General features: G+C 70.3%; 21 protein-coding genes. 11 read left to right on the top strand and 10 right to left on the bottom strand.

Features of this window, described 5'->3' with window-relative positions:
* Positions 1 to 49: 49 nt before the first annotated feature.
* A complete protein-coding gene (locus tag L0965_RS12970; RefSeq protein WP_223848929.1) occupies positions 50 to 1,219 on the bottom strand; it encodes a sensor histidine kinase in 1,170 nt (389 codons plus the stop codon).
* Positions 1,220 to 1,429: 210 nt separating this feature from the next.
* On the opposite strand from L0965_RS12970, the gene L0965_RS12975 reads away from it, so the two are divergent.
* Positions 1,430 to 2,092: a response regulator transcription factor gene (locus L0965_RS12975; protein WP_082734145.1), complete on the top strand. Its 663-nt coding sequence runs from the start codon at positions 1,430 to 1,432 to the stop codon at positions 2,090 to 2,092.
* Between the two features lie 6 nt (positions 2,093 to 2,098).
* Here the strand turns inward: L0965_RS12975 and L0965_RS12980 are convergent, their stop codons facing one another.
* Positions 2,099 to 4,543, bottom strand: a complete 2,445-nt coding sequence (locus L0965_RS12980; RefSeq protein WP_101306352.1) for a DNA topoisomerase (ATP-hydrolyzing) subunit A — start codon at positions 4,541 to 4,543, stop codon at positions 2,099 to 2,101.
* Between the two features lie 73 nt (positions 4,544 to 4,616).
* On the opposite strand from L0965_RS12980, the gene L0965_RS12985 reads away from it, so the two are divergent.
* Positions 4,617 to 5,753, top strand: coding sequence for an alkaline phosphatase family protein (locus L0965_RS12985; protein ID WP_101306353.1), 1,137 nt, complete (start codon positions 4,617 to 4,619; stop codon positions 5,751 to 5,753).
* A 21-nt stretch (positions 5,754 to 5,774) separates the two neighbouring features.
* On the opposite strand, the gene sepH is transcribed toward L0965_RS12985, so the two are convergent.
* Positions 5,775 to 6,821: a septation protein SepH gene (gene sepH, locus L0965_RS12990; RefSeq protein ID WP_060959551.1), complete on the bottom strand. Its 1,047-nt coding sequence runs from the start codon at positions 6,819 to 6,821 to the stop codon at positions 5,775 to 5,777.
* A gap of 245 nt (positions 6,822 to 7,066) precedes the next feature.
* On the opposite strand from sepH, the gene L0965_RS12995 reads away from it, so the two are divergent.
* Positions 7,067 to 7,357, top strand: coding sequence for a DUF4193 domain-containing protein (locus L0965_RS12995; RefSeq protein ID WP_060959552.1), 291 nt, complete (start codon positions 7,067 to 7,069; stop codon positions 7,355 to 7,357).
* A gap of 7 nt (positions 7,358 to 7,364) precedes the next feature.
* Here the strand turns inward: L0965_RS12995 and L0965_RS13000 are convergent, their stop codons facing one another.
* Entirely contained in the window at positions 7,365 to 7,844 is a 480-nt protein-coding gene (locus tag L0965_RS13000) for a DUF3093 domain-containing protein (RefSeq protein ID WP_060959553.1), read from the bottom strand.
* Between the two features lie 12 nt (positions 7,845 to 7,856).
* On the opposite strand from L0965_RS13000, the gene dut reads away from it, so the two are divergent.
* From dut to dxs, 5 genes are all read left to right on the top strand, one after another.
* On the top strand, positions 7,857 to 8,306 hold the full coding sequence (gene dut, locus L0965_RS13005; RefSeq protein ID WP_191008594.1) for a dUTP diphosphatase: 450 nt from the start codon (positions 7,857 to 7,859) through the stop codon (positions 8,304 to 8,306).
* Positions 8,303 to 8,887: a DUF3710 domain-containing protein gene (locus L0965_RS13010; protein WP_060959555.1), complete on the top strand. Its 585-nt coding sequence runs from the start codon at positions 8,303 to 8,305 to the stop codon at positions 8,885 to 8,887. The genes dut and L0965_RS13010 overlap by 4 nt, the downstream gene beginning before the upstream one ends.
* Positions 8,884 to 9,636: a DUF3159 domain-containing protein gene (locus L0965_RS13015; RefSeq protein WP_101306354.1), complete on the top strand. Its 753-nt coding sequence runs from the start codon at positions 8,884 to 8,886 to the stop codon at positions 9,634 to 9,636. Before L0965_RS13010 ends, L0965_RS13015 begins: the two co-directional genes overlap by 4 nt.
* Positions 9,637 to 9,837: 201 nt before the next feature.
* Complete coding sequence (locus tag L0965_RS13020) at positions 9,838 to 12,675, top strand: aconitate hydratase (RefSeq protein ID WP_060959557.1); 2,838 nt, start codon at positions 9,838 to 9,840, stop codon at positions 12,673 to 12,675.
* An 86-nt stretch (positions 12,676 to 12,761) separates the two neighbouring features.
* Positions 12,762 to 14,741 carry a 1-deoxy-D-xylulose-5-phosphate synthase gene (gene dxs / locus L0965_RS13025; protein WP_101306355.1) on the top strand — a complete coding sequence of 660 codons (1,980 nt, stop codon included), beginning with the start codon at positions 12,762 to 12,764 and terminating at the stop codon, positions 14,739 to 14,741.
* 6 nt (positions 14,742 to 14,747) lie between these two features.
* On the opposite strand, the gene L0965_RS13030 is transcribed toward dxs, so the two are convergent.
* Both L0965_RS13030 and L0965_RS13035 read right to left on the bottom strand, forming a co-directional pair.
* Positions 14,748 to 15,251 (bottom strand): hypothetical protein, encoded by a 504-nt coding sequence (locus L0965_RS13030; RefSeq protein ID WP_101306356.1) that lies wholly within the window; start codon positions 15,249 to 15,251, stop codon positions 14,748 to 14,750.
* A complete protein-coding gene (locus L0965_RS13035) occupies positions 15,248 to 15,928 on the bottom strand; it encodes a TetR/AcrR family transcriptional regulator (RefSeq protein WP_101306357.1) in 681 nt (226 codons plus the stop codon). Before L0965_RS13035 ends, L0965_RS13030 begins: the two co-directional genes overlap by 4 nt.
* Positions 15,929 to 15,970: 42 nt before the next feature.
* On the opposite strand from L0965_RS13035, the gene pepN reads away from it, so the two are divergent.
* A complete protein-coding gene (gene pepN / locus L0965_RS13040) occupies positions 15,971 to 18,484 on the top strand; it encodes an aminopeptidase N (protein WP_101306358.1) in 2,514 nt (837 codons plus the stop codon).
* Positions 18,485 to 18,600: 116 nt separating this feature from the next.
* Here the strand turns inward: pepN and L0965_RS13045 are convergent, their stop codons facing one another.
* The 4 genes from L0965_RS13045 to L0965_RS13060 form a co-directional block, all read right to left on the bottom strand.
* A complete protein-coding gene (locus L0965_RS13045; protein ID WP_101306359.1) occupies positions 18,601 to 20,745 on the bottom strand; it encodes a 3-hydroxyacyl-CoA dehydrogenase NAD-binding domain-containing protein in 2,145 nt (714 codons plus the stop codon).
* Between the two features lie 11 nt (positions 20,746 to 20,756).
* Positions 20,757 to 21,959, bottom strand: a complete 1,203-nt coding sequence (locus tag L0965_RS13050) for a thiolase family protein (protein ID WP_061781758.1) — start codon at positions 21,957 to 21,959, stop codon at positions 20,757 to 20,759.
* A 72-nt stretch (positions 21,960 to 22,031) separates the two neighbouring features.
* Positions 22,032 to 23,228, bottom strand: a complete 1,197-nt coding sequence (locus L0965_RS13055; RefSeq protein WP_060959564.1) for an HRDC domain-containing protein — start codon at positions 23,226 to 23,228, stop codon at positions 22,032 to 22,034.
* A complete protein-coding gene (locus tag L0965_RS13060; RefSeq protein WP_060959565.1) occupies positions 23,221 to 23,826 on the bottom strand; it encodes a DUF3000 domain-containing protein in 606 nt (201 codons plus the stop codon). The genes L0965_RS13055 and L0965_RS13060 overlap by 8 nt, the downstream gene beginning before the upstream one ends.
* A 25-nt stretch (positions 23,827 to 23,851) precedes the next feature.
* Between L0965_RS13060 and L0965_RS13065 the strand changes: the two genes are divergently transcribed.
* Positions 23,852 to 25,102, top strand: a complete 1,251-nt coding sequence (locus L0965_RS13065; protein WP_061781757.1) for a S9 family peptidase — start codon at positions 23,852 to 23,854, stop codon at positions 25,100 to 25,102.
* Positions 25,099 to 26,127 (top strand): cell division protein ZapE, encoded by a 1,029-nt coding sequence (gene zapE / locus L0965_RS13070; protein ID WP_101306360.1) that lies wholly within the window; start codon positions 25,099 to 25,101, stop codon positions 26,125 to 26,127. Before L0965_RS13065 ends, zapE begins: the two co-directional genes overlap by 4 nt.
* Positions 26,128 to 26,151 lie beyond the last annotated feature (24 nt).

Genomic DNA, 26,151 nt, shown 5'->3' on the forward strand with positions numbered 1-26,151 from the left:
CGCCTGCGACTTTCGTATAGACCTGTGGCGAGAGGACATCCCGCCGGGATCAGCCGGTCAGGGGGAGCGAAGCGCTCACGACCCAGCCGTTGGACTTGCGTTCGGACTCGAAGGTTCCGCCGAACAGGCGGAAGCGCTCGCGGAGCCGCATGATGCCGTAGCCCGACGCGGGAAGACCCGCGGTGCGCGCCGGCGGGGAGTCGTCGGCGAAGGTGAGATGCACCCAGCCGCGTTCGACCCGCAGGACGATCTTGACGTTGTGGGCACCCGTCGCGTGCTTCAACACGTTCGTCGCACTCTCGCGGATGACGCGGGTGAGAGCGACCAGCGATGCGCTCGGCAGGCGGAGGTCGGCGGGGATGTCCGCGTGCACCTGGATGCCGGCCTGACCGAGTTCCTTCGTCACGGCGGCGATGGTGCCGTTGATGCCGTCCGGAGAGGAGACGCGGTCGGGCGAGAGGTTCTCTTCACCGCGCACCATGCCGAGAACGCGGCGGATGTCGGTGAGGGCCTGAACGGCCGCCTCGCGGATCGCCGTCTGCGACTGCGACCGCGTCTGCACGTCTTCGGTGCGGTCCAGGACCGCCGCGTGCAGGGCGACGATGGTGATCTCGTGCGCGACGATGTCGTGCAGCTCGTCCGCGATGAGATCGCGCTCGTGCTTGAGCTGCTCGGCGACTTCGCGCTCGCTGACTTCGAGTTGTAATGCCAAAGACTGCGCCCTCTCGTACTGTTGCCGGATCGCCAGACCGATCATCAGACTCACGACACTGAGGATGGCGACGATGAGCCCGCCCAGTGGCTGGAAGACGGAATCAGGCCTCCAGACGACCGCGACAAGCCAGACGAGCCATGCCACGAAGTACACGGCCGTGAGCAGACCACTGCAGCTGAACGCCACCAGGCCGAGGATCGCCGCCCCCGCGAGGAGGCTGTCGGCAATTCCCGTGACACCGGCCAGCAGCGCCGCAACCACCAGGACGATGGCCGCGACCGGCGGACGCCATGCGAAGAGGGCAACCGAAAGGGTGATGCTTGTCGTGATGGCGGCAGAGATGATGTTGCCCGGACCTCCGGACGTCGCCCGGAAGAGCGAGTCGAGGATCAGGGCCACTGCCGCGAGAATAATGACGATGCGCCGAGCGGCGGGCCGCAGCGGCTGGTACGCCCAGAAGGGCGCTCGCACGAAGCGAAGAAGGTTCTCTCGAACGGAGGTCACCTCGCGATTATCTCGCGAATGTGCACCCTCACTTGAAGATACCGATGAGCTGTCCAAGCCAGTACCACATGTGTTTCACCTCCTGCAATCTCTCGAATCGATTCTTCAAACAGAGGTCCTCTCGCACGACCGACGTATAGCTACATCAGTTGCGACTTTCGTCGATATCGCGTGGAATCGGCGCCACAGCGCTGTTCGTAAGATGGGGATGTGACGGAACCGATTCGGGTGATCATCGTCGACGACGAGTCGCTGGTGCGCGCAGCACTGCGCGTCTTCCTCGATTCGGCTGACGGCTTCGACCTGGTCGGTGAGGCCGACAACGGCATCGACGCGATCGCGCTGGTACGCAGCACCCACCCCGATGTCGTGCTGATGGACGTGCAGATGCCGAAGATGGACGGCATCGAGGCGACGCAGCGGCTGACGCGGGAGTTCCCCGGCATCAAGATCGTCGCCCTGACCACGTTCTCGTCCGAGCGCGTGATCGTGCCGATGCTCAGCGCGGGCGCCTCCGGCTTCCTCGTGAAGGACACGTCGCCCGACCGCATCCTCGACGCCGCTCGTCTCGCTCACGAGGGCGGATACGTGCTCTCACCCCGGGTGGCGAAGGAACTCGTGAGCTCGGTCCAGCAGAACGAGCCCCCGGCGCCGCGCCAGGTCGGACGGGACGAGGAGCTGACCGAGCGCGAGCTCGAGGTGGTCACCCTCCTCGCCCAGGGCATGTCCAACGCGGAGATCGCCGCCGCGATGTTCGTCTCGGAGGCGACCGTGAAGTCGCACCTGGGCCGCATCACCGCCAAGTGGGGTGTCCGCGACCGCATCCAGGTGCTGATCCGCGCCACGCAGTACGGACTCGTCTCGCTCGGCTGACGCCCCTCAGACGATCGCGGTGCCGACCGCGGCGACGACGGCATCCAGGGCCTGTCCGGACGCGTCGCGCTTGGCGCCGACGTCGGGGAGCGTTCGCACCGCACCGTCGGCCGCGAGCGCACGCGGCTCGACGCCAACCCACGCCAAGGTGAGCGCGTCCTCGCCCTTGAGCAGGCGCTGCGCGCGCACGCCGCCCGTGGCGCGGCCCTTCGGCGGGAACTCCGAGAAGGACGAGACCTTCGCGCTTCCCGCATCGGTGCCGGCGATCGCGAGCAGCGAGCCCGCGATCGTGACGACCACCGCGGCGTCGGCATCCGTGACGGCCGTGAACGCGATCACGCTCGCGCCGTCCGAGAGCCGGATGCCCGCCATGCCGCCCGCCGAGCGCCCCTGGGGACGCACGCTCGACGCATCGAAACGCAGCAGCTGCGCATCGGATGCCACGAACACGAGCTCTGCGCCGTCGGGCGCGATCGCCGCGCCGACGACGCGGTCGCCGTCCTTCAACGAGATGATCTCGACGTCGTGCTTGCCCGGCGCCAGCTCCGCGGTGGAGACGCGTTTGACGACGCCCTGCGCCGTGCCGAGAGCGACGACGACCTCTCCGAGCGGGACGATGCCGACGACGTGCTCGCCCGCCGCCAGGCCCAGGTACTGATCCGCGCGCGTCCCCGCAGCCAGCTGGACGGCATTGGCCGGCACGGAGGGCAGGTCGACGGGGGAGAAGCGCACGAGGCGTCCGAGGCTGGTCACGGCGCCCACATCGCCGCGCGTCGTGGCATCGACGGCGGCGCGGATGCCGTCGTGCTTCGCACGCCGCGTGGGGGCGACCACCTCGCCCGACTCGCCGAGCTCCGCGCGCACCATGCGACCGGTGGCCGACAGGAAGACCCGACAGGGCGCGTCGGCGATCTGCAGGTCGGCCGGCGCCGCGCTGCGCGAGCGCGCGGCGACGGGCCCGCCGTTGAGCAGCATCGTGCGCCGCGGTGTGCCGAACGTCTCCGCCGCGGCATCCAGCTCGTGCGCGACCTGCCGACGCAGCAGCACGTCGCTGGCCAGCAGGGCTTCCAGCTCGGCGATCTCCTTCTTCAGCGCATCCTGCTCGGTCTCCAGCTCGATGCGGGAGAACCGGGTGAGACGGCGCAGGCGCAGTTCGAGGATGTACTCCGCCTGCACCTGCGACAGGTCGAAGACGCTCATCAGCTTGGAGCGCGCCTGCTCGCTGTCATCGGAGGCGCGGATGACCTGGATCACCTCGTCGATGTCGAGGATCGCGATGAGCAGACCCTCCACGAGGTGGAGTCGCTCCTGCTTGCGGGCAAGGCGGTAGCGGCTGCGCCGGGTGACCACCTGGATGCGGTGGTCGAGGTAGACGCGCAGGAGCGGCTTGAGCCCGAGCGTCTGCGGCTGGCCGTCGACGAGCGCCACGTTGTTGATGCCGAACGAGTCCTCGAGCGGGGTGAGGCGATACAGCTGCTCCAGGACGGCCGCGGCGTCGAAGCCGGTCTTGATGCCGATCACGAGCCGCAGCCCGTGGTTGCGGTCGGTCAGATCGTTGACGTCGGCGATGCCGGTCAGCTTCTTCGCGTTGACGGCATCCTTGATCTTCTCGATCACGCGCTCGGCGCCCACCATGTAGGGCAGCTCGGTGACGACGATGCCGGTGCGACGCGGTCCGAGCGACTCGATGGAGGTCTTGGCCCGGGTGCGGAACGTGCCGCGCCCGGTCTCGTACGCCTCGGTGATGCCGTCGAGGCCGACGATGATGCCGCCGCCGGGCAGATCCGGCCCGGGAACGAACTCCATGAGCTCCGCGGTCGTCGCGTCGGGGTTGTCCAGCAGGTGGATCGCCGCCGCGACGACCTCGATGAGGTTGTGCGGCGCCATGTTGGTGGCCATGCCCACCGCGATGCCCGAGGCGCCGTTGACCAAGAGGTTCGGGAACGCCGCGGGCAGCACCGCCGGCTGCTGGAACTGACCGTCGTAGTTGGGGACGAAGTCGACGACGTCCTCGTCGAGGTTCTCCGTCAGCGCGAGAGCGGCCGGGGCCAGTCGCGCCTCGGTGTAGCGGGCCGCGGCGGGACCGTCGTCGAGCGACCCGAAGTTGCCGTGCCCGTCGACGAGGGGCACGCGCAGCGCGAACGGCTGAGCGAGGCGCACGAGCGCGTCGTAGATCGCCGAGTCGCCGTGCGGGTGGAGCTTGCCCATGACCTCGCCGACCACGCGCGCACTCTTGACGTGTCCGCGGTCGGGCCGCAGGCCCATGTCGGCCATCTGGAACAGGATGCGCCGCTGCACGGGCTTGAGCCCGTCCCGGGCGTCGGGAAGGGCGCGGGAGTAGATCACCGAGTACGCATACTCGAGGAAGGAGTCCTGCATCTCCGCAGAGACGTCGACGTCCTCGATGCGGCCGTGATCCTCGGGGATGGACGCGGTGCGCGAAGCTGCCATGGATGTGCGGTTCCCTCGGTGCTCGGGTGGGCCGGGAAGAGGGGCCCGTGCGCCGTGTGCGAGACTGGCCCCGATGTCTCTCAGCCTACCCGCGGACCCGCCATCGGCCCGGAGCCTCACCGGTATCGTGCCGCAATTGCTGCGCTCTCTGAACGGCCCCGCGGACTGGTTCCCGCCCGCCCGTTCGGCCGTCCTCGTGCTCGTCGACGGGCTCGGTCGGGGCAACCTCGCGGCCCGCGCCGGCCACGCCCGCTTCCTCATGGAACGCCTGACGAAGAAGGACACCGCGCGCAGCACCTTCCCGTCGACCACGGCGACGGCGCTCACGAGCCTGCTGACCGGAGTGGATGCCGGCATCCACGGCATCGTCGGCTACCGCGGCCGCGTGCCGGGCACCTCCTCCGCTCCCAACCAGCTCAAGGGATGGGAGACCGACCGGCTCGACCCCCTGACGTGGCAGCGGGCGGAGCCGCTGCTGCAGCGCGAGTCGGACGCCGGGCGGGCGTGCTTCGTCGTGAGCAAGAGCGTGTACCGCGACAGCGGCTTCACCCGCGCGATCCAGCGCGGGGCGACGTTCGTCGGTGCAGCGACTCCCGCCGAGCGACTCGCCACGGCCGCCGACCTCGCCGCGACCCACGCCGGCGCTCTCGTCTACGTCTACCTCCCCGAGCTCGACACCCTCGGGCATGCGCACGGGTGGGAGTCCGAGAACTGGTTGCGCGGCCTCGAAGACCTCGACGCCGAGCTGCGCCGCTTCGAGAACGCGCTGCATCCGGGCACCGGCGCGCTCGTCACGGCGGATCACGGCATGGTCGACGTCCCCGCTCACCGCCACGTGCTGCTGCGCGAGGGCGACGCGCTCCTCGACGGCGTCGAGCTGGTCGCGGGCGAGCCGCGTCTGCTGCAGCTGTACAGCGAGGAGGGCGCCGCCGACGGCGTCGCCGCGCGCTGGCGGGAGGCCGAGGGCTCACGCTCGTGGGTGCTGACCCGCGCGGAGGCGATCGCCGCGGGCCTCTACGGTCCCGTGGTGGATGCCGAGGTGCTGCCGCGCATCGGCGATGTGCTCGTCGCGGCCCGCGGGGCCGTGGCGTACTACGACGACCGGCTCTCGGACAAGAAGCCGCAGCGGATGGTCGGGCAGCACGGCTCGCTCACCGATCAGGAGCGCATCGTCCCGCTGATCCGGCTCGGCGCCTTCACGACCCGGTAGCGAGGCGCGACTCGAGGCGGCTCAGCCGTCCTCGGTCCGCGCGCCGAAGACGATCTCGTCCCACGACGGCATGGAGGTGCGGCCCTTGCGCCGCGACGCCTCGCTGATGACGGTGTCCTCGATGCCGGCGGCGCTGTCGTCGGTCTCGGCGTCGGCGTCGTCGTAGCCCGGTTCGAGCGCGTCGAAGAGTGCGACGGGGGAGTGTGCGCGTTCGGGTGCCGACTCCTCGGCCGGCATCGGCTCGCGCTGACCCCTGCGCCGGCGCAACGCCTCCAGGAGGTCCGCCGTCTCCGCCGAGGTCACGGCGTGATCGGGGGCCCGCTTGATCGCGGCATCCTGAACGGCGGGCGCGACCGGCGTGCGCACGTCGGGTCGGACGATGTCCGCCTCGGGTGCCGTTGCGGAGGGGTCGAGGTCGAGGCGGCGGGGACCGAACGCCCCCGAGTCGAATCGGGACGCATCCTTCAGGGGCGAGGCGTCGAGCGCGCGCAGTCGGGGGATCAGCCCCTCCGGCAGCGAGCCCTGACGCGAGAGCTGCGTCGCGTCGGCGTTGAGGGGCGCGAGGCTGCTCCGGCGCGGGTCGAAGCTCCACCGCGCGTCGTGGTCGACCTCGTTGGCCGTGAACTCGAGCTTCACGACCCAGCCGTCCTCGTCCTTCCAGCTGGTCCAGCGTTCGCCGGTGGCGCCCGCTTCCGCGAGCTTGGCGCGCACCGCCACGCCGAACGTCGGCTGCGCGTTCGCGTCGAGCTCGCCGGCGATCAGCACGGGAACGGCGAGGGCCTGACCGACGATGTGCTCGCGCTCGGCCAGCACCGGGCGCTCGAAGCGCTGCACGTCCTCGATCCGCGCACCGAGGAGCTCGGCGACCTCCTGCGCCGACAGGCCGGAGCGGATGTGGGCCTGGATGTCGCGCGGGCTCGGTCGCGCGGAACGCGGTTCGCTCTCACGCTGGGAGCGGCGCAGCTGACTGCGCAGCGTCTCATCGACCGGCAGGGCATAGCGCTCGCCCGCCTCCGTGGCGAGGACGAGGATGCCCTCTTCGGTTCCGATGACTTTGAGCTGTTCCATGCGAAACACCCCTCCCGTTCCCTGCTCGGGCACGATTCCGTTGCCGCGCCCATGCTGTCACAGCAGATCGCCGCCCCTGGGAATATCGCGGGCGTGCCGCGAGTTCCATGCGACGCACCCGCCGGAAGCGGGCACGCGCACGACGATCATTTGCGAAATCCCGACCCGTCGTGCAAACTATCGCCGCCCCACGTCGGTCCGCCCGCCGCTGGTCGGCATTTGGCAACAACCTGGAAGTTGAGAGCATGGCGACCGATTACGACGCCCCCCGCAAGACCGACGACGACAGCGAGTCGATCGAGGCTCTGAAGGAGCGCGTTCCCGACAAGATGTCCGGGGCCGTCGACGTCGAGGATGCCGACAACCCCTCGGGCTTCGAACTGCCCGGAGCCGATCTCTCCGACCTCGAGCTCGACGTGGTCGTGCTCCCGCCGCAGGAGGACGAGTTCACCTGCATCGAGTGCTTCCTCGTGAAGCACCGCACGCAGATCGACCACGAGACCGCCGGCGGCGCCGTCTGCGTCGAGTGCGCCTGATCTGACGTCAGCGCGTCTGCGCACGCCTGATCGCGGCGATGACCCGGTCAGGCGTGCGTGTCGCGAACACCCACTGCGTCACCGGGTCGCCCGGATCGGTGACGGCGATCCGCACCACCGGGTCGATGCCGCCCCTGAGCAGATGCCACGCGTCGCGCGAGAGCTCCGGCCCCCGAGCCGCCCGGGCCTCCTCGCCCCAGAGGGCCTCCGCCTCGCCGAGGTCGTCGACGCCGATGTGCGCGCGACCGACCCGCAGCTCGCCACCTCGCACCTCGACGACGGGGGAGGCGAACACCATCAGTGCGATCAGGGCCGCCGCCACGGCGATGCCGGCCCCGAGAGCGATCGTCGGATCGAGCGGCACGAAGACCAGCGCCACCATGGGCGCGAGCACGGCGGCGCTCAGCAATGTCCACAGCGACGGGCTGAGCCGCTCGCGGTAGACGAGGTCGGTGGGAGAGAAGGGGGCTGTGGCGGCGATGTGCATTACCCTCGTGGAGTGATCGAATCCGTGGACGTTCCCATTATCGCGTCGCAGGTTCCCGTCTACGCGCACCCGGGCGATGCCGGCGCCGATCTGGTCGCGACCGAGGCCGTCCGCCTCGAGCCCGGCGAGCGGGCGCTCGTGGGAACGGGCGTGCGCATCGCACTGCCCGACGGCTACGTCGCGTTCGTCGTCCCGCGCAGCGGGCTGGCCGCCAAGCACGGCATCACCATCGTCAACGCGCCCGGAACGATCGACGCCGGCTACCGGGGCGAGATCAAGGTGGCGCTGTTGAACACCGACCCCCGCGTCGCGTACGAGATCGCCCCCGGCGACCGCATCGCGCAGATCATCGTCATGCCCGTGCCGCGCGTCCGCTTCCTTCCCGTCGAGACGTTGCCCGAGTCCACCCGGGGCGAGGGCGGCTTCGGCTCGACGGGCTACCAGACAGGAGTCATCGCATGAGCGACGAACCGCAGACCCCCGGCGCCGGCGACCGCGCCTCGACCGGCCCGTTCGACGAGTCGGAGGCCAACCCGGTCCGGCCGTACATCGACCTCGGCGGCATCAAGGTGCTCCCGCGGGAGGGCCTCAACCTCCGTCTCGAAGTGGAGGAGCAGACGAAGCGGATCGTGGCCGTCGGCCTCGACTACGCCGAGTCGACCCTCCAGGTGCAGCCCTTCGCCGCCCCCCGCTCGAGTGGCCTGTGGGACGAGACCCGCGAGCAGATCCGCCAGCAGATCCGCCAGCAGGGCGGACGGGTGGAGGAGCGCGAGGGCCCGCTCGGACCGGAGCTGCTGGCCGAGGTGCCGGTCGTCAGCGGACCCGACGCCGTCGCGGGCAAGCGCCTCGCGCGGTTCGTCGGCGTCGACGGTCCGCGGTGGTTCCTGCGCGGCGTCATCGGCGGCGCGGCCACCACCGACGTCGATGCCGCGGCACGGGTGGAAGACCTCTTCCGTTCGATCGTGGTCGTCCGCGGCGGCAGCCCCATGCCCCCGCGCGACCTGATCCCGCTGAAGATGCCGGCAGCTCCCGGTACGGCATGAGCATCCCCGACGACGACGCGCGAGCGTCGGCATCCGACCCCCTCACGCCGCCGTCGGCCTCCGACATCCTGGGACAGGCGCTCGGCGGCGCCGCACGGCGGGCCGGACTGGACCCGTCGCGACAGTCGCACACCGGTCACGTCGTGTGGGCCGCCATGGGCGGCTGGCGGGGCGTGCTGGAGAGCGTGCTGCCGGGGCTGGCGTTCGTCATCCTCTTCACGGTGACGCAGGACCTCGCGCTCTCGCTCGCGATCTCGGTGGGAGCCGCGGCGCTGTTCACCGTCGTGAGACTCGTGCAGCGCTCGCCCGTCAGCGCTGCGCTGGGCGGTCTCATCGCCGCCGCAGCCGCCGCAGCGCTCGCGCTGTGGACCGGACGCGGCCAGGACAACTTCGTCCCCGGCCTCATCACCAACGCCGTGTACGGCACCGCGTTCCTCGTGTCGGCCCTCATCGGATGGTCGATCATCGGCCTGGCGGTCGGCTTCCTCATGAACGAGGGCACCGCCTGGCGGGCCGACAACCGCAAACGTCGCGTCTTCTTCTGGCTCGCGATCGCTTGGGCCGGCCTCTTCTACCTCCGTCTCGCCGTGCAGCTCCCGTTCTACTTCTCCGGCGACGTCACGACCCTCGGGACCCTCAAGCTCGTGATGGGTCTGCCGCTGTTCGCTCCGCTCGTCGCCGTGACCTGGCTCGCCGTCCGGGCGGTCTACCCGCGCCGCGTCGAGGACGACGGCGACGTCGCGGCGTGATAGATTTATCTTGATATCAAGATAAATTCGTCCCCTCGCGGTACGCAACCGGCGCCCACCGCGGGTAAGGCCAGCCTCACTAGCCCGGCGACGCGGCGGCGGGGAAGATGGAGGATCAGGCAACGGCCCTCCATGCCGAACCCTGCATCCGCCGACGACTGAGCCCGCGGCCTCAGGAACTCCCAACGAAGGAGAGCAGACGTGTCCACTGTTGACAGCTTCGGAGCCAAGAGCACCCTCACGGTCGGTGGCACCGACTACGAGATCTATCGGATCGACACCGTCGCCGGTTACGAGAAGCTCCCGTTCAGCCTCAAGGTGCTGCTGGAGAACCTTCTGCGCACCGAGGACGGCGCGAACGTCACCAAGTCCCAGATCGAGGCCCTCGGCAACTGGGATGCCGACGCGGAGCCCGACACGGAGATCCAGTTCACGCCCGCGCGCGTCGTGATGCAGGACTTCACCGGCGTGCCCTGCATCGTCGACCTCGCCACGATGCGCGAGGCCGTCACGGCCCTCGGCGGCGACCCGGCGAAGATCAACCCGCTCTCGCCCGCCGAGATGGTCATCGACCACTCCGTCATCGCCGACCTGTTCGGCACCGAGAACGCGCTCGAGCGCAACGTCGAGATCGAGTACGAGCGCAACGGCGAGCGTTACCAGTTCCTGCGCTGGGGCCAGACGGCGTTCGACGACTTCAAGGTCGTCCCGCCGGGCACCGGCATCGTCCACCAGGTCAACATCGAGCACCTGGCGAAGGTCATCTACGACCGCACCGGTCGTGACGGCGTGCTGCGCGCGTACCCCGACACCTGCGTCGGCACCGACTCGCACACCACCATGGTCAACGGCCTGGGCGTGCTCGGCTGGGGCGTCGGCGGCATCGAGGCCGAGGCCGCGATGCTCGGCCAGCCCGTGTCGATGCTCATCCCGCGCGTCGTCGGCTTCAAGCTGACCGGGGAGATCCCGGCGGGCGTGACGGCCACCGACGTCGTGCTCACCATCACCGACATGCTGCGAAAGCACGGCGTCGTCGGCAAGTTCGTCGAGTTCTACGGTGCCGGCGTGGCGTCGGTGCCGCTCGCCAACCGCGCCACCATCGGCAACATGAGCCCCGAGTTCGGCTCCACCGCGGCGATCTTCCCGATCGACGACGTGACGCTCGACTACCTGCGCCTCACCGGTCGCGACGAGCAGACCGTCGCCCTCGTCGAGGCGTACGCGAAGGAGCAGAAGCTCTGGCACGACGCCGCCAGCGAGCCCGTCTTCAGCGAGTACATGGAGCTCGACCTCTCGACGGTCGTACCGTCGATCGCCGGCCCGAAGCGCCCGCAGGACCGCATCCTGCTCAGCGAGGCCAAGACCCAGTTCGAGAAGGACATCGTCGACTACACGACGCCGTCGGTGTCGAACTCGATCGTCGACCTCGAGTCGAAGCACTCGTTCCCGGCCTCCGACCCCGGCTCCGCCCCGGGCGACGAAGAGCCCGAGACGCGCGACGTGCACATCTCCAGCGGCGCTCCGGCCGCGGCATCCAACCCGGTGCCGGTGACCTCGCCCGCGGGCGACTCGTACCTGCTCGACAACGGCGCCGTCACCCTCGCCGCCATCACGTCGTGCACCAACACCTCGAACCCGTCGGTCATGATCGCCGCGGGCCTGCTCGCCCGCAAGGCGCGCAACCGGGGCCTCAAGCAGAAGCCGTGGGTCAAGACGACGCTGGGCCCGGGATCGAAGGTCGTCACCGACTACTACGAGAAGTCCGGACTCGACAAGGACCTCGAGGGCCTCGGCTTCTACACCGTCGGCTACGGCTGCACGATCTGCATCGGCAACTCCGGACCGCTCATCGAAGAGGTGTCGGCGGCCATCAACGAGAACGACCTCGCCGTCACGGCCGTCCTCTCGGGCAACCGCAACTTCGAGGGGCGCATCAGCCCCGACGTGAAGATGAACTACCTCGCCTCGCCGCCCCTCGTGGTCGCGTACGCCCTGGCCGGGTCGATGCACTTCGACTTCGAGACCGACCCGCTCGGGAAGGATGCCGAGGGCAACGACGTGTTCCTCAAGGACATCTGGCCGTCGCCCGAGGAGGTCCAGGAGGTCATCGACTCGTCGATCTCGCGCGACCAGTTCATCAAGCAGTACGCCACCGTGTTCGACGGCGACGAGCGCTGGACGAGCCTGCCCACCCCCGAGGGCCCGGTCTTCGAGTGGGATGCCGACTCGACCTACGTCCGCAAGGCGCCGTACTTCGAGGGCATGTCGATGGACCTCACCCCGGTGAGCGACATCCACGGCGCACGCGTCATGGCGGCGCTGGGCGACTCGGTCACGACGGACCACATCTCGCCGGCCGGCAACATCAAGGCGGGCACCCCCGCCGCGCAGTACCTCACGGAGCACGGCGTCGCGCAGAAGGACTTCAACTCCTACGGCTCGCGCCGCGGCAACCACGAGGTCATGATCCGCGGCACCTTCGCGAACATCCGCCTCAAGAACGAGCTGGTCGCCGCCGTCAACGACGGTCAGATCATCGAGGGGGGCTTCACCCGCGACTTCACGCAGGAGGGCGGCCCGCAATCGTACATCTTCGACGCGTGCGAGAACTACCGCGCCCAGGGCACCCCGCTCGTCGTGTTCGGCGGCAAGGAGTACGGCTCCGGCTCGTCGCGCGACTGGGCGGCCAAGGGCACGTCCCTCCTCGGCGTGAAGGCCGTCATCACCGAGAGCTTCGAGCGCATCCACCGCTCGAACCTCATCGGCATGGGCGTCGTCCCGCTGCAGTTCCCCGACGGCCAGAGCTGGAAGTCGCTCGGCCTCGACGGCACCGAGATCGTCTCGATCGAGGGCCTCGAGCAGCTCAACGAGGGCGTCACGCCGAAGACCGTGAAGGTCACCGCGGCCCCCAGCGAGTTCTCGCCGGAAGGCAAGGAGACCATCGTCTTCGACGCCAAGGTGCGCATCGACACCCCCGGTGAGGCGGACTATTACCGCAACGGCGGCATCCTCCAGTACGTGCTGCGCTCGCTCGTCTGATCGCCGCGTATAACGCCCCGGCATCGGTCCCCGCAAGGGGACGCGGATGCCGGGGCGTTCGCGTGCGCGCGAAGTAGACTCGGAGGATGAGTCTGCTCGCCTCGATCACCGGTCCGCGGGACCTGGACTCCCTGTCCGCGGAGCAGCTCGCGCAGCTCGCGCAGGAGGTCCGCGAGTTCCTGATCGAGAACGTCGCCCGCACGGGCGGACACCTCGGCCCGAACCTCGGTGTCGTCGAGCTGACGATCGCCCTGCACCGCGTCTTCGACTCGCCGAACGACCCGTTCGTCTTCGACACCGGACACCAGTCGTACGTGCACAAGCTGCTGACGGGGCGTCAGGACTTCCGCGAGCTGCGCTCCCGCGGCGGACTGGCCGGCTACCCCCAGCGGGCGGAGAGCGTCCACGACGTCGTCGAGTCCTCGCACGCCTCCAGCTCCCTCAGCTGGGCCGACGGCATCTCGCGCGCGCTGACCCGCACGGGCCGCAAGGACCACCACGTCGTGGCGGTCGTCGGCGACGGCGCCCTGACCGGCGGCATGACGTGGGAGGCGCTCAACAACATCTCCGACGACAACGACCGCAACCTCGTCATCGTCGTCAACGACAACGGCCGCTCCTACGCGCCGACCATCGGCGGCATGGCGCGCTACCTCAACCGCGTGCGCACGCTGGAGAGCTACGAGAGCCTGCGCAAGAGCTCGGCATCCTTCTTCCGTCGCCTCGGGCCCATGGGGCGCGCGCTCTATCGCGGGGTGCGCGGAGGCACGCACGGCTTCCTCTCCCGATTCTCGAACAACGAAGCCCTGTACTCGAACCTCGACATCAAGTACCTGGGTCCGATCGACGGCCACGACCTCGTCGCTCTGCAGGAGACGCTGCAGCTCGCGAAGGACTACAGCGCACCCGTCATCGTCCACGTCATCACCGAGAAGGGGCGCGGGTACGAACCCGCTCGCAACGACGAGGCGGACCAGTTCCACGCGGTCGGGAAGATCGACCCCGCCACGGGGGAGCCGCTGGGCTCCTCGGATGCCGTCGCCTGGACCGACGTCTTCGCCGACGCCCTCCTCGACGCGGGGGAGCGACGCGACGACGTCATCGCGATCACGGCGGCCATGCTGCGGCCGACGGGCTTGCAGCCGTTCGCGCAGCGCTTCCCCGACCGTGTCTACGACGTGGGCATCGCGGAACAGCACGCCGTGGCATCCGCCGCGGGGCTCGCGTTCGGCGGCCTGCACCCGGTCGTCGCGATCTACGCGACCTTCATGAATCGCGCCTTCGACCAGGTGCTGATGGACGTCGCGCTGCACCGCGCCGGCGTCACGTTCGTGCTCGACCGCTCCGGAGTGACCGGCCCCGACGGTCCGAGCCATCACGGCGTGTGGGACCTCGCGATGCTGCAGCTCGTCCCCGGCATCCGCATCGCCGCACCCCGCGACGAGGCCCGCCTGCGGGAGGAGTTCGACGAGGCGATCGCCGTCGAGGACGCACCGACCGTCATCCGCTTCCCCAAGGGCGCCGTGGCGACGGAGCAGCCGGCGATCGAGCGTCTGCCCGACGGCGTCGACGTGCTGTGGCGCGACGGCGCGGAGGACGTGCTGCTGGTCGGCATCGGACCGATGACGCAGCTGGCCGTCGAGGTCGCGACGCGTCTTCGCGCGCAGGGGATCGGGGCGACCGTGGTGGATCCGCGGTGGGTCGTGCCCGTTCAGCCGTCGATCGTGAAGCTCGCCGCCGCGCACCGTCTCGTGATCACGATCGAGGACGGCATCCGCGTCGGCGGGGTCGGCACGCGCGTGCGGCAGGTTCTGCGCGAAGCGGGCGTGGACACCGCGGTGGACGAGTTGGGTCTGCCCGACGCCTTCATCGATCACGCGACGCGGGAGCAGATCCTCGAGGATGCCGGGCTGTCGGCGGCGAAGATCGCGCAGGACGTCGTCGCCCAGGTGCTGGGGACGCGGATCCCGGTGGCGCGCCCATCCAGCGACACGGGCGCCATCTGGACCGTGCAGGGCGGGGCGGGCAGCTCCGAGCACGCCGAGCACGGCGACGGCCGCGGCTAAGGCCGCTCACCCGCCGAGCAGGCGGTCCTCCTCTTCGATCGCGGGGGCGCGACGCTTCGGTGTCCGCGCTCCCTGCCACCGTCCGTAGGCCGTGGCGGCCGCGCAGAGCGCGAGCAGTACCGTGACGATCGTCGGATCTAGCGCCACCGCTTTCGACAGCGCGACGAACACACCGACCACCGCCGCACCGATGCCGACGCCGAAAGCCGCGAAAGCAACGAGGTGGACCCAGCGGCGACGCACGCCGCGAAGCGCGTGGCCGATCAGCGCGGCGACAGGAAGTCCGACGATCGTCACCACCAACGAGATGAGCGCGCCGAGAACGGCGAACCATCCGGCGGCGTAGACCGCCACGGAGACGGTCGACAGGTCGAACCGCGCGGCGCTGACCACCAGCGTCCACACCCCAGCAGCGACCACGAGCAGCGCGACGAAACCGAGCCACGCGTGCAGCGCACCGCGCCAGAGCTGGTCGCGCGTGAAGGCTGCCGGTCGCACCGGTGCGCTCACCGCCCTGCCTCCGCGATGAGCTCGAGCAGATCGCGGACGACGCCGCGCGCCAGCGGCAGCCGCGCCAGGGGCAGGGTGGTCCGCAGCAGCGCGAGTCCGCGATCGAGCAGTCGCCGGGTGCGCTCCTGCCCCTCGGAGCGGTCGTAGACCCAGAACAGCGCGAGGAGGAGATGCCCCAGGAAGAGCGCGGGCGGCAGCGAGCGGGCGAGCTCTGTCGGCACCGCGCCCGAGCGGGCGCCCTGCACCGCCTCCGCGAACAGGCCTTCGGTGATGGCGCGGGCCTCACGGGAGGCCTCCGCGAGCGGGTTGATCTCCGAGCGCGGCGAGACGGCGGCGGAGAGGAACTCGGCCGCGTGCCCGTGGTAGGCGGTGAGCTGATCGAGCCCCGTGCGATAGACGATCGCGATGCGGTCGACGAGGTCGTCCGCGTCGGCGAGACGGGGCGCGGCGGCCTCGCGGTGTCCGCGCTGCACGTCGAGGTACAACTCCTGCACCAGGTCGGTCTTGGTGGCGAAGTGGTAGTAGGCGTTGCCGACCGAGACGCCGGCCTCCTGCGCGATCAGACGCATCGTGGTGGCGTCGTAGCCCCGGTCGCGGAACGACTTCAGCGCGATCTCGCGCAGCCGCGCCCGCGTCCGGTCGCTCTTCGACATCGCGGGTGCCTCAGAAGTGAACATGTTCGAAAAATAGCACAACCCGCCCCGTGACAGCATGGAGGGATGAGCTCCGCCAACCTCACGCGCGAAGAGACGGCGGCACGCGCCGCGGTCATCCACCTCGACACGGTCGACATCGATCTCGACCTCCGCTCGGCCCCGGATGCCGCCGAGAGCACCTTCCGCACACGCGCGACCCTCACCTTCACCGCCCAGGCGGAGAGCACGTGGATCGACTTCATCGGCGCCGCGGTGGACGCGGTCGTCGTCAACGGCGTCGAGCAGGGAGTCGACTGGGACGGCGCACGCGTGAGCGTCACCGGGCTGCGCACCGCCGCGGGCACCACGAACACCGTCACGATCGTCGCCACCGGGCGCTACAGCACGTCGGGCGAGGGCCTGCACCGCTTCCGCGACCCCGTCGACGGCGAGACCTACCTGTACACCCAGTACGAGCCGGCGGACTGCCGGCGCGTGTACCCCTGCTTCGAGCAGCCCGACATGAAGGCGCGCTGGCGCTTCACGGTCACCGTTCCCGCCGGCTGGCAGGTGCTCTCCAACGGCGCCGAGACCGGCCGCGAGCCCGTCGACGGGGGAGTGCGCACCCGGTTCGCCGAGACCCTGCCGCTGTCGAGCTACATCACCGCGGTCGCGGCGGGTCCGTATCACCGCGTCGACGGCACGCACCACGGCGCAGCCGGCGAGATCCCTCTCGGAGTGCTGTGCCGCGCCTCCCTCGCTCCTCATCTGGATGCCGACGAGATCCTGGACATCACGCGACGGGGGCTGACGTTCTTCGAGGAGGCGTTCGACTTCCCGTACCCCTGGGGCACGTACGACCAGATCTTCGTGCCGGAGTACAACCTGGGCGCCATGGAGAATCCGGGCCTGGTGACCTTCACCGAGGCCTACGTGTTCCGCGGCGCGTCCACCGCCGCGCAGCACGAGGCCCGGGCGAACACGATCCTGCACGAGATGGCCCACATGTGGTTCGGCGACCTCGCGACGATGCGGTGGTGGGACGACCTCTGGCTGAAGGAGTCGTTCGCCGACTACATGGGCACGCATGCCGCGGCCGCGGTCGGCGGGTTCCCGGATGCCTGGGTCAGCTTCGCCACGCGACGCAAGGGCTGGGCCTACACGCAGGACCAGCTGCCGACGACGCACCCGATCGTCGCGGACATCCCCGACCTCGAGGCCGCGAAGCTCAACTTCGACGGCATCACCTACGCCAAGGGCGCCTCCGTGCTCAAGCAGCTCGTCGGCTTCGTCGGCGAAGACGCCTTCTTCCGCGGCGCGCAGCGCTACTTCGCCGACCACGCGTACGGCAGCACCACCCTGCCCGACCTGCTCAGCGCCCTCGAACAGGCGTCCGGACGCGACCTGCGCGCCTGGAGCGCGGCGTGGCTGCAGACGACCGGCGTCACCGAGCTGCGCGCCGAGCGCACCGCCGACGCGCTCGATCTGACGGTGTCCACGGTGCGCCCCGATCGCGTGACCGTCGGGCTCTACGTCGAGCGCGACGGCCGCCTCGTCCGCCGCGGCGGCCTGGCGACCGACATCACCGCCGAACGCACCCCGCTCACCGGCGCGGCTCTGGAGGACGTGGTTCTCATCGTCCCCAACGACGATGACCGGACGTACGCGAAGGTCCGGCTGGACGACGCGTCGACGGACGCCGTCGCGCGCGGCCTCTCGACGATCGACGACGCTCTCGCGCGGGCCGTCGTCTGGGCGGCCCTCTGGAACGCGGTGCGCGACGGCATCCTGCCCGCTCAGCACTACGTCACAATCGTCGCGCGGCACGCGCCGTCGGAGACCGATGCCGCGCTGCTGACCGAGGCCGCCGCCCGCGCGGCCTTCACGATCGCGCACTTCGCGGCGGACGGCGACCGGTCCGCCCTGGCGGCGCAGTGGCTGGAGACGGCGTGGAACGCGCTGCAGCACGCGACGCCCGGGTCTGACGCGCAGCTCATCTGGGCCCGCACGGTCGGCGCCGCGGCATCCGTCAGCGCCGAGCGCGCGCCGGACCTGCGTGCGATCCTCGCCGGCGCCGCACCGGCACCGGAAGGGCTGAGGCTCGACCCCGACCTCCGCTGGGCCTGGACCGTCGCCCTGTCGGCCACCGGCCACACGGATGACGCGGACATCGCGGGCGAGCTGGCTGCCGACGACACGGCGTCGGGACGCGTCGCGGCACGCACCGCCCGGACGGCGCGTCCGGATGCCGCGGTCCGCGCCGCCGCCTGGAACGACGCCTGGACCGACGCGACCTTGACCAACGACCATCTGGACGCGACGATCGCCGGCGTGCGCGCCGGCGGACGCCGCGACCTCATCGCCGGCTTCGACGACGACTACTACGCGCGCATCCTGCCGGCATGGCGGTCGCGCTCGATCGAGATCGCCCGCCGCCTCGTGATCGGCCTCTTCCCGGCATCCCCCTCGCTCGACGCCGCCGACGCGTGGCTGCGGGATCACCCGGACGCGCCGGGGGCCCTCCGCCGTCTCGTGATCGAGCAGCGCGACGGCCTCGCGCGCGATCTGCGGGTGCGGGCGGCACAGCCCACGCGCTGAGCAGGCGACGGCGCAGCCACCGGATTCGGACATGAAGAACGGAATCGGATGCCGCGAGGTGCGGCATCCGATTCCGTTGTGATCATCCGAATCCGTGACGGCGGATCCGGCGGTCGTCAGCCGCCGATGCCGCGGATGGGCGGGTGGTGGAAGGTGTCGCCGAACGCCCGCTCGGACGCCCCCTCGCGGTCGAGGTAGGGCGAGGCGCCGCCGTCGATGAACGGCCAGCCCGCACCGAGGATGAGGCACAGGTCGATGTCCTCGACCTCGGGAACGACGCCCTCGTCGAGCATCAGCTTGATCTCGGTGGCGAGGCCGTCCTGCACGCGACGCAGGATCGTGTCGGCGGATGCCGGTGCGGACCCGACATGGCCCTTCAGCGCCTTCTCCGCTGCCTTCGAGAAGCCGGTCACCCGTCCGCCCTTGTCCTTCTCCACGACCTCGGGCAGCTCGGCGAGCTGGTGGAAGTTCTCGTTCGCGTAGAAGCGGTCGGGGAACGCATGGACCATCGTGTCCTGCACGTGCGCCGCCACCTTCCAACCGACCAGGTCGATGAGCTGGAACGGCCCCATCGGCAGGCCGAGGGGGGCGAACGCCTTCTCGACGTCGGCGACCGGGGTGCCCTCGTACACGGCGCGAGCGGCCTCACCCATGACCTTCGCGAGCAGCCGGTTGACGACGAAGCCGGGGGCGTCGGCGGTCAGCACCGCGTTCTTGCCCAGCCCCCGCGCGACCACGAAGGCGGTCGACAGCGCGGCATCCGTCGTCTGCGGCGTCTTCACGATCTCGATGAGCGGCATGACCGCCACGGGGTTGAAGAAGTGGAAGCCGACGAGGCGTTCGGGGTGGGCGAGCTTCGAACCGATCTCCTCGACCGACAGCGACGAGGTGTTGGTCGCGAGGATCGCGTCTTCGGCGACGATCTTCTCGATCTCGCCGAAGACCGCCTGCTTGACGCCGACCTCCTCGAAGACCGCCTCGATGACGAAGTCGCAGTCGGCGTACAGGCTCTTGTCGGTCGTCCCGGTGACCAGCGCACGCAGCTTGTTCGCCGAGTCGGCGTCGAGGCGTCCCTTGGCCTCGAGCGTGCCGATCTCGTCGTGGATGTACGCGACACCCTTGTCGACGCGCGCCTGGTCGAGGTCGGTGATGAGCACCGGCACCTGGAGCTTGCGCACGAACAGCAGCGCGAACTGGCTCGCCATGAGACCGGCGCCGATGATGCCGACCTTGGTGACCTTCTTGGCGAGGGCCTTGTCCGGCGCGCCGACGGGACGCTTGGCGCGCTTCTGCACAAGGTCGAAGGCGTACATGGATGCCGCGAACTGATCGCCCGTGACGAGGTCAGCCAGCGCCTCGTCCTCCCGCGCGAAGCCCTCGGCCTTCGTGCCGCTCTTCGCCTTGTCGAGCAGTTCGAGCGCTGCGTAAGGGGAGCGGGGGACGGTGCCGATCTTCGATTCGAGCATGCCGCGTGCCATCTTGATGGCGATCGGCCACTTGGTGAGACGCTCGATCTTGCCCGGCTCGTTCTTGCGGTCGACCTTCACGGCACCCGTGAGGACGCCGTCGGCCCAGGCGAGGGAGCTCTCCAGGTAGGTCGCCGCGGGGAAGATCGCGTCGAAGATGCCGTACTCGAACGCCTGCTGGGGCTTCAGCATGCGGTTCTGCTTCAGCGGGTTGCTGATGACGACCTCGAGCGCGTTCTCGATGCCGATGAGGTTGGGCAGCAGGTAGGCGCCGCCCCACCCGGGGATGATCCCCAGGAACACCTCGGGCAGCGCGATCGCGGCCGCCGAGGCATCCACCGTGCGGTACGTGGAGTTCAGGGCGATCTCCAGGCCGCCGCCGAGGGCGAGGCCGTTGACGAAGGCGAAGGACGGCACACCCAGGTCACCGAGCGCGCCGATCACCTTGTGACCGAGCTGCGCCACCAGGCGGGCGTTGTCCTTCGACCCCACGCGGGTGATGTCGGAGAGGTCCGCACCCGCGGCGAGGATGTACTGCTTGCCGGTGATGCCGACGGCCTGGATCTCGCCGGCGGCGGCGCGCGCCTTCAGCGTCGCGAGCGTCTCGCCCAGCTCCGTGAGCGTCGCCGGACCCAGGGTGTTGGGGCGGGTGTGGTCGCGGCCGTTGTCGAGCGTGATGAGGGCGAGCACCTTCCCGGACGGGAGGGTGATGTCGCGCACGCGCGAGTGCGTGACGACCTCGCCGTCGGCGAGAGCGGTCAAGGGCGAGAAGTCGATCTCTTCGTAGTTGGTCATGTCCCTACCTCTCAGCGCTTCTTGCCGTTGTAGTGCGGGTTCTCCCAGATCACCGATCCGCCCTGCCCGAGCCCGACACACATCGCAGTCAGGCCGTAGCGGACATCGGGTCGCTCGGCGAACTGCGCGGCGAGCTGGATCATCAGGCGCACACCGGAGGCGGCCAGCGGATGACCCAGGGCGATCGCGCCGCCCCACTGATTGACGCGCGGGTCGTCGTCGGCGATGCCGAAGTGGTCGAGCAGCGACAGCACCTGCACCGCGAAGGCCTCGTTCAGCTCGAAGAGGCCGATGTCGTCGATCGTGAGCCCGGCCTTCTTCAGCGCCTTCTCCGTCGACGGGATGGGGCCGATGCCCATGATCTCCGGCTGCACACCGGCGAAGGCGAACGAGACCATGCGCATCTTCGGCGTCAGCCCGAGCTCCTTGACCGCGCCGCCGCCGGCCAGCAGCGACATCGTCGCGCCGTCGGTCAGGGGCGACGAGGTGCCGGCCGTCACCCGACCGTGCGGGCGGAACGGCGTCTTCAGCGCCGCGAGGTCTTCCATCGTGGTCTGCGGGCGGCGGCCCTCGTCCTCGGTCGCCAGGCCCCAGGTGCCCTCGGCATCCTTGATCGCGACGGGCACGAGGTCGGGCTGGAATCTGCCGGCCTCGTACGCGGCCTGCGCCTTGTGCTGGCTGAGCATGCCGAACCGGTCGGAGCGCTCCTTGGTCAGCTGCGGGAAGCGGTCGAAGATGCGCTCGGCCGTCACACCCATGTTCAGCGCGCCCGGGTCGACCATCTTCTCGGCCACGAAGCGCGGGTTGGGGTCGGCGTTGCCGCCGATGGGGTAGTGCCCCATGTGCTCGACGCCGCCGGCGAGGGCGACGTCGTACATGCCGGCGCTGATCGATGCACCCATCATGGCGACGCTCGTCATCGCTCCGGCGCACATCCGGTCGATCGCGAAGCCCGGCACCGTCTGGGGCAGACCGGCGAGGATGGCCACCGAGCGCCCGAGCGTCAGCCCCTGCTCGCCCGTCTGGCTCGTGGCGGCGATCGCGACGTCGTCGACGCGCTCGGCGGGCACCGCGGCGTTGCGCGCCATGAGACCGATCGTCGCCTTGACCGCGAGGTCGTCCGCGCGGGTGTTCCAGTACATGCCCTTCTCGCCGGCACGCCCGAACGGGGTGCGCATTCCATCGACGAAGTAGACGTCCGAGAGCTCGGCCACACTGCCTCCAAGGGTTGAGATTCAGTCCAGCGTACGGTGAAACTCAGTCTCACCGAAACGCTTGGGACGATTCTACGATGCCAGGTCGGACGCAGCCTCGGGTGTCTGGACGGATTCGACAAAAGCGCCGGCGATGACGGGGGCGGTGAGCGCGATCTGCCACGGGCGCGCGCCGTGCGACGCGAGCGCGTCGCCGATGGATGCCGCGTCGATCTCGGCCGGGGGAGTCCAGGCGATGCGACGCAGAGTGTCGGGGGTCAGGAGGTTCTCGGTGGGCATCCGCAGCTCGACCGCGAGCTGCTCGAGCAGCGGTCGCGCGGCCTTCAGGCGCAGGTCGGCGGCGGGATTGCGATCCGCCCAGGCGCGAGGCGGCGGCATCCCGTCGCCCGTCGCGCGCTCCGCCGGCAGCACGGGATCGGCGCGGCCCGCCTCGATCGCGGCCCACCAGCGGTCGAGCTGGCTACGACTGGCTCGCCCCGTGAAGTCCTTCACGCGTGCCAAGTCCTGCTTGCTGGCCGGGTCGGCCAGCACCGCTGCGACCAGCGCACGATCGGGAACCAGGCGGCCGGGGGAGGTGTCCTGCTCGCGCGCGAACTCCTCGCGCGCGAGCCACAGCGCACGGGCGACCGCCAGCGCGCGACGTCCGCGGACGGTGTGCAGGCCGCTGAGGCGACGCCACGGCTCTTCGCGGGCGGGTTTCACCGGTCGCGTGCGCACCGTCTCGAACTCCTGCGCCGCGATCTCCGTCTTGCCCTGCTCCTCGAGCTCGGCCACCAGCACGTCGTGGACGTCCACGAGATGGAGAACGTCGAGCGCCGCATACTCCAGCCACGGCTGCGGCAGCGGACGGGTCGACCAGTCGGCCGCGGAGTGGGCCTTGGCGAGACTGATGCCCAGCGTGTCCTCGACGACGGCGCCCAGCCCCACGCGCTCGTGCCCGAGCAGGCGGGCGGCCAGCTCGGTGTCGAAGAGGGACGGCGGCTCGAGACGCTCGTCGCGCAGCGACGGCAGGTCCTGACTCGCGGCGTGCAGGATCCAGGGGATGTCGCCGATCGCGTCCTGAAGCGCGCTGAGGTCGCCGACGGCCGGGGGGTCGATGAGGAAGACACCCGCCTCCCGCCGGAAGACCTGGATGAGGTACGCCCGCTGCGAGTACCGGAAGCCGGAGGCCCGCTCGACGTCGACCGCGACCGGGCCCGTGCCGGCGACGAGCGCGTCGACGGCGGTGGCGAGACCGGCGGCATCCGTGATGACGTCGTACTCAGCCACGCGTTCCCCTTCCCGTTGCACCCCGCTGCGAGCCGAACACGGCGATGCCCTCTGATCCCGGCGGAAGTCCCGCCAGCATGCACACCAGCTCCGCCCAGGCCTCGACATGAGCGGACAGATCGCCGTCGGGCGTCCAGGACGACCTCAACTCGATCTGCGCCCCGTCACCTTCGTCGGCCAGCGATCCGAATCCCTTCGACAGGGTCTTCGTCGCCGTTCCGGACTCCGCATGAAAGGCCGCGCCGCGCGTGTCGAGCGCGTCGACGAGCCAGGACCAGGCGACGTCCGCGAGCAGCGGGTCGACGCCGATTTCAGGTTCGAGCGGAGCTTGCGCAAAACACACGATACGCCACGCGCCGCCCCAGGCGTCCGGCTCGGAGGGGTCGTGCATGAGCACGAAGCGCCCGGTGCCGTACTCGGAGTCGATGCCCTCGGCATCCGGTCGCACGTCGCCGGCGAACGCGATCGCCTCCGGGGCGAGACTCGTCGGCGCGGCGATCTCGCGCACGGAGAAGTCGGATCGGAACGTGAGGGCGCGCAGCTGCTGCGCGGCACGCGCGAAGGCGGGCGTCTCAGCGGCGGGACGGGTGTCATCCACGCTCACAGACTAGGATGGCCCCACGATGAAGGCACCCAGGCGCGCCGCCTTCGGCGCCTCACGAATCGGCCCTGCGGCGACTCTGCGGATGCTGGCTCTCGCTCTCGCCGCTGCCCTGTTCGCGGTGGTGGCGATGGCCGCGGGAGTCGCCCTCCGGATGGCCCGCCGCGTCGTTACCCCCTCGGGACGTGTGCCCGACACGCGCATCGTCGACATCGACGTCCCCGCGCAGACGATCACGCTGGCGCGCACCGCCGATACCGTGCTGCCCGGCCGCTACGGCCTGTTCACCACAGGATCGGCCGACTACCTGAAGGTCGGGTCGGTCCTCTCGAGCGACGAGACCACCGTCAAGCGCAAGTTGCTCACCCAGGTGAGCGGGCAGTCGACGCTCGCCCCGGCGGCCGCGTTCAGCGGCTGGTACTACCAGCGGCCCGAGGAACTGCACCTTCCGTTCACGACGGAGCACGTCCACGCGGCGATCGGACCCTGCCCGGCCTGGCTGTTCCCCGCCGAGCCCACCCGCGACCTCGACGACGAGACCTGGGTCATCCAGATCCACGGGCGCGGCACCACACGGGCCGAATGCCTCCGCGCGGTCCCCGTCTTCCACGCGCTCGGCATCACCTCCCTCGTCGTGTCGTACCGCAACGACGGCGACGCCCCGCGCAGCCGTGCGGGCGCCTACGCGCTCGGCGCCACCGAATGGCGCGACGTGGATGCCGCCGTCGGCTGGGCCCTCCGACACGGAGCGCGCCGCGTGCTCCTGATGGGGTGGTCGATGGGCGGGGCCATCGCCCTGCAGACCTCGCTCGGCTCGGCGCATCGCGAACAGATCTCGGGCGTGATCCTCGACTCACCCGTCGTGGACTGGCGCACCGTGCTCGCCTACCAGGCGAAGGCCCTGCACGTTCCGTCTCCGGTCACTGGTCTGGCCATCGGCGCGCTGCGCTCCGACTGGACCGCGCCGGCCACCGGTGCGGACGGGGCGATCCCGTTCGACCGGCTCGACATCGTGGCCCGGGCGGGCGAGCTGCGGCATCCCGTGCTCATCCTGCACAGCGACGACGACGGCTTCGTGCCCTCGAGCGCCTCCCACCGACTCGCCGCCGCGCGGCCCGATCTGGTCGACCTCCAGGTGTTCCGCACGGCCCGCCACACCAAGCTGTGGAACTACGACCAGCAGCGGTGGACCGATGCGATCGGCGACTGGCTCCGCGACCGCGATCTGCTGCCGGTGCCGGCGACGCACCCCACCGACGAGGGAGAACGATGACGTCGACGACCACCGGGATCGTCCGGCTCGCGGAGCGCCAGCCCGCCGTGTCGGGCGCCGAGATGGTGGCCGCACTCGTGCCGCCGCCGCAGTTCGACGACGCGACGTTCGAGACCTATCGCGCCGATCCCGCCTACCCGTCGCAGCAGGAGGCGAAGGACCGCCTCATCGCGTTCAGCCGGGGGAGCGGCCCGGCCGAGCGCGGCGGACTGTTCCGTCGGGCGAAGAAGGCACCCGAGATGAAGCCCGGCGTCTATCTCGACGGCGGTTTCGGCGTCGGCAAGACCCACCTGCTCGCGGCGATCTACCACGCGGTGCCCGCACGCCGGAAGTACTTCGGCTCGTTCATCGAGTACACCGCCCTCGTCGGAGCGATCGGCTACCAGAAGACCGTCGAGCTGTTCCGCGGCGCCGATCTGCTCTGCATCGACGAGTTCGAGCTCGACGACCCCGGCGACACGATGGTGATGACGCGGCTGCTGGGAGAGCTGGTGCCCACCGGCACGCGGCTGGCCGCCACCTCCAACACCCCGCCGAACGCACTGGGGGAGGGCCGCTTCGCCGCCCAGGACTTCCTCCGCGAGATCCACGCGATGGCCGCGAGCTTCGAGACGATTCGCATCGACGGCACCGACTACCGCCAGCGTGCCATCGACGGCCACGCCGAGGTGTGGGACGACGACGGCTATCGCGCCGCGATCGACGAGGCCGCCGCATCCGGCGTGGTCTCCGACGACCGTTTCGGCGACCTGATCGCCCACCTCGCCACCGTGCACCCGTCCCGCTACGTGCGCCTGCTCGACGGGCTGTCGGCCATCGGTCTGCGCGATGTGGTCACACTGCAGGATCAGTCCGCGGCCCTGCGCCTGGTCGCCTTCGTCGACCGCGCTTACGACGCGCAGATCCCCGTCCGCGCGACCGGCCGCCCCCTCGACGAGGTCTTCGGCGACGACATGCTCGCCGGCGGATACCGGAAGAAGTACCTCCGCGCGATCTCGCGCCTCAACGCGCTCACGCATTCCTGAGGGGATTCACCGGCGCCGACCGCC

This window comes from Microbacterium sp. NFH-22A-Y, assembly GCF_021401375.1.
In the GTDB taxonomy this organism is placed as follows: Bacteria; Actinomycetota; Actinomycetes; order Actinomycetales; family Microbacteriaceae; genus Microbacterium; species Microbacterium hominis.

Bases quoted from the DNA above. Each gene is read 5' to 3' on its own strand.
- sepH (WP_060959551.1), bottom strand. From the start codon at position 6,821: ATGGAACAGCTCAAAGTCATCGGAACCGAAGAGGGCATCCTCGTCCTC.
- pepN (WP_101306358.1), top strand. From the start codon at position 15,971: ATGAGCTCCGCCAACCTCACGCGCGAAGAGACGGCGGCACGCGCCGCG.
- L0965_RS13000 (WP_060959553.1), bottom strand. From the start codon at position 7,844: ATGCACATCGCCGCCACAGCCCCCTTCTCTCCCACCGACCTCGTCTAC.
- L0965_RS13065 (WP_061781757.1), top strand. From the start codon at position 23,852: ATGAAGGCACCCAGGCGCGCCGCCTTCGGCGCCTCACGAATCGGCCCT.
- L0965_RS13035 (WP_101306357.1), bottom strand. From the start codon at position 15,928: ATGTTCACTTCTGAGGCACCCGCGATGTCGAAGAGCGACCGGACGCGG.
- dxs (WP_101306355.1), top strand. From the start codon at position 12,762: ATGAGTCTGCTCGCCTCGATCACCGGTCCGCGGGACCTGGACTCCCTG.
- L0965_RS12980 (WP_101306352.1), bottom strand. From the start codon at position 4,543: ATGGCAGCTTCGCGCACCGCGTCCATCCCCGAGGATCACGGCCGCATC.
- zapE (WP_101306360.1), top strand. From the start codon at position 25,099: ATGACGTCGACGACCACCGGGATCGTCCGGCTCGCGGAGCGCCAGCCC.
- L0965_RS12985 (WP_101306353.1), top strand. From the start codon at position 4,617: ATGTCTCTCAGCCTACCCGCGGACCCGCCATCGGCCCGGAGCCTCACC.
- L0965_RS13010 (WP_060959555.1), top strand. From the start codon at position 8,303: ATGAGCGACGAACCGCAGACCCCCGGCGCCGGCGACCGCGCCTCGACC.
- L0965_RS12995 (WP_060959552.1), top strand. From the start codon at position 7,067: ATGGCGACCGATTACGACGCCCCCCGCAAGACCGACGACGACAGCGAG.
- L0965_RS13045 (WP_101306359.1), bottom strand. From the start codon at position 20,745: ATGACCAACTACGAAGAGATCGACTTCTCGCCCTTGACCGCTCTCGCC.
- L0965_RS13015 (WP_101306354.1), top strand. From the start codon at position 8,884: ATGAGCATCCCCGACGACGACGCGCGAGCGTCGGCATCCGACCCCCTC.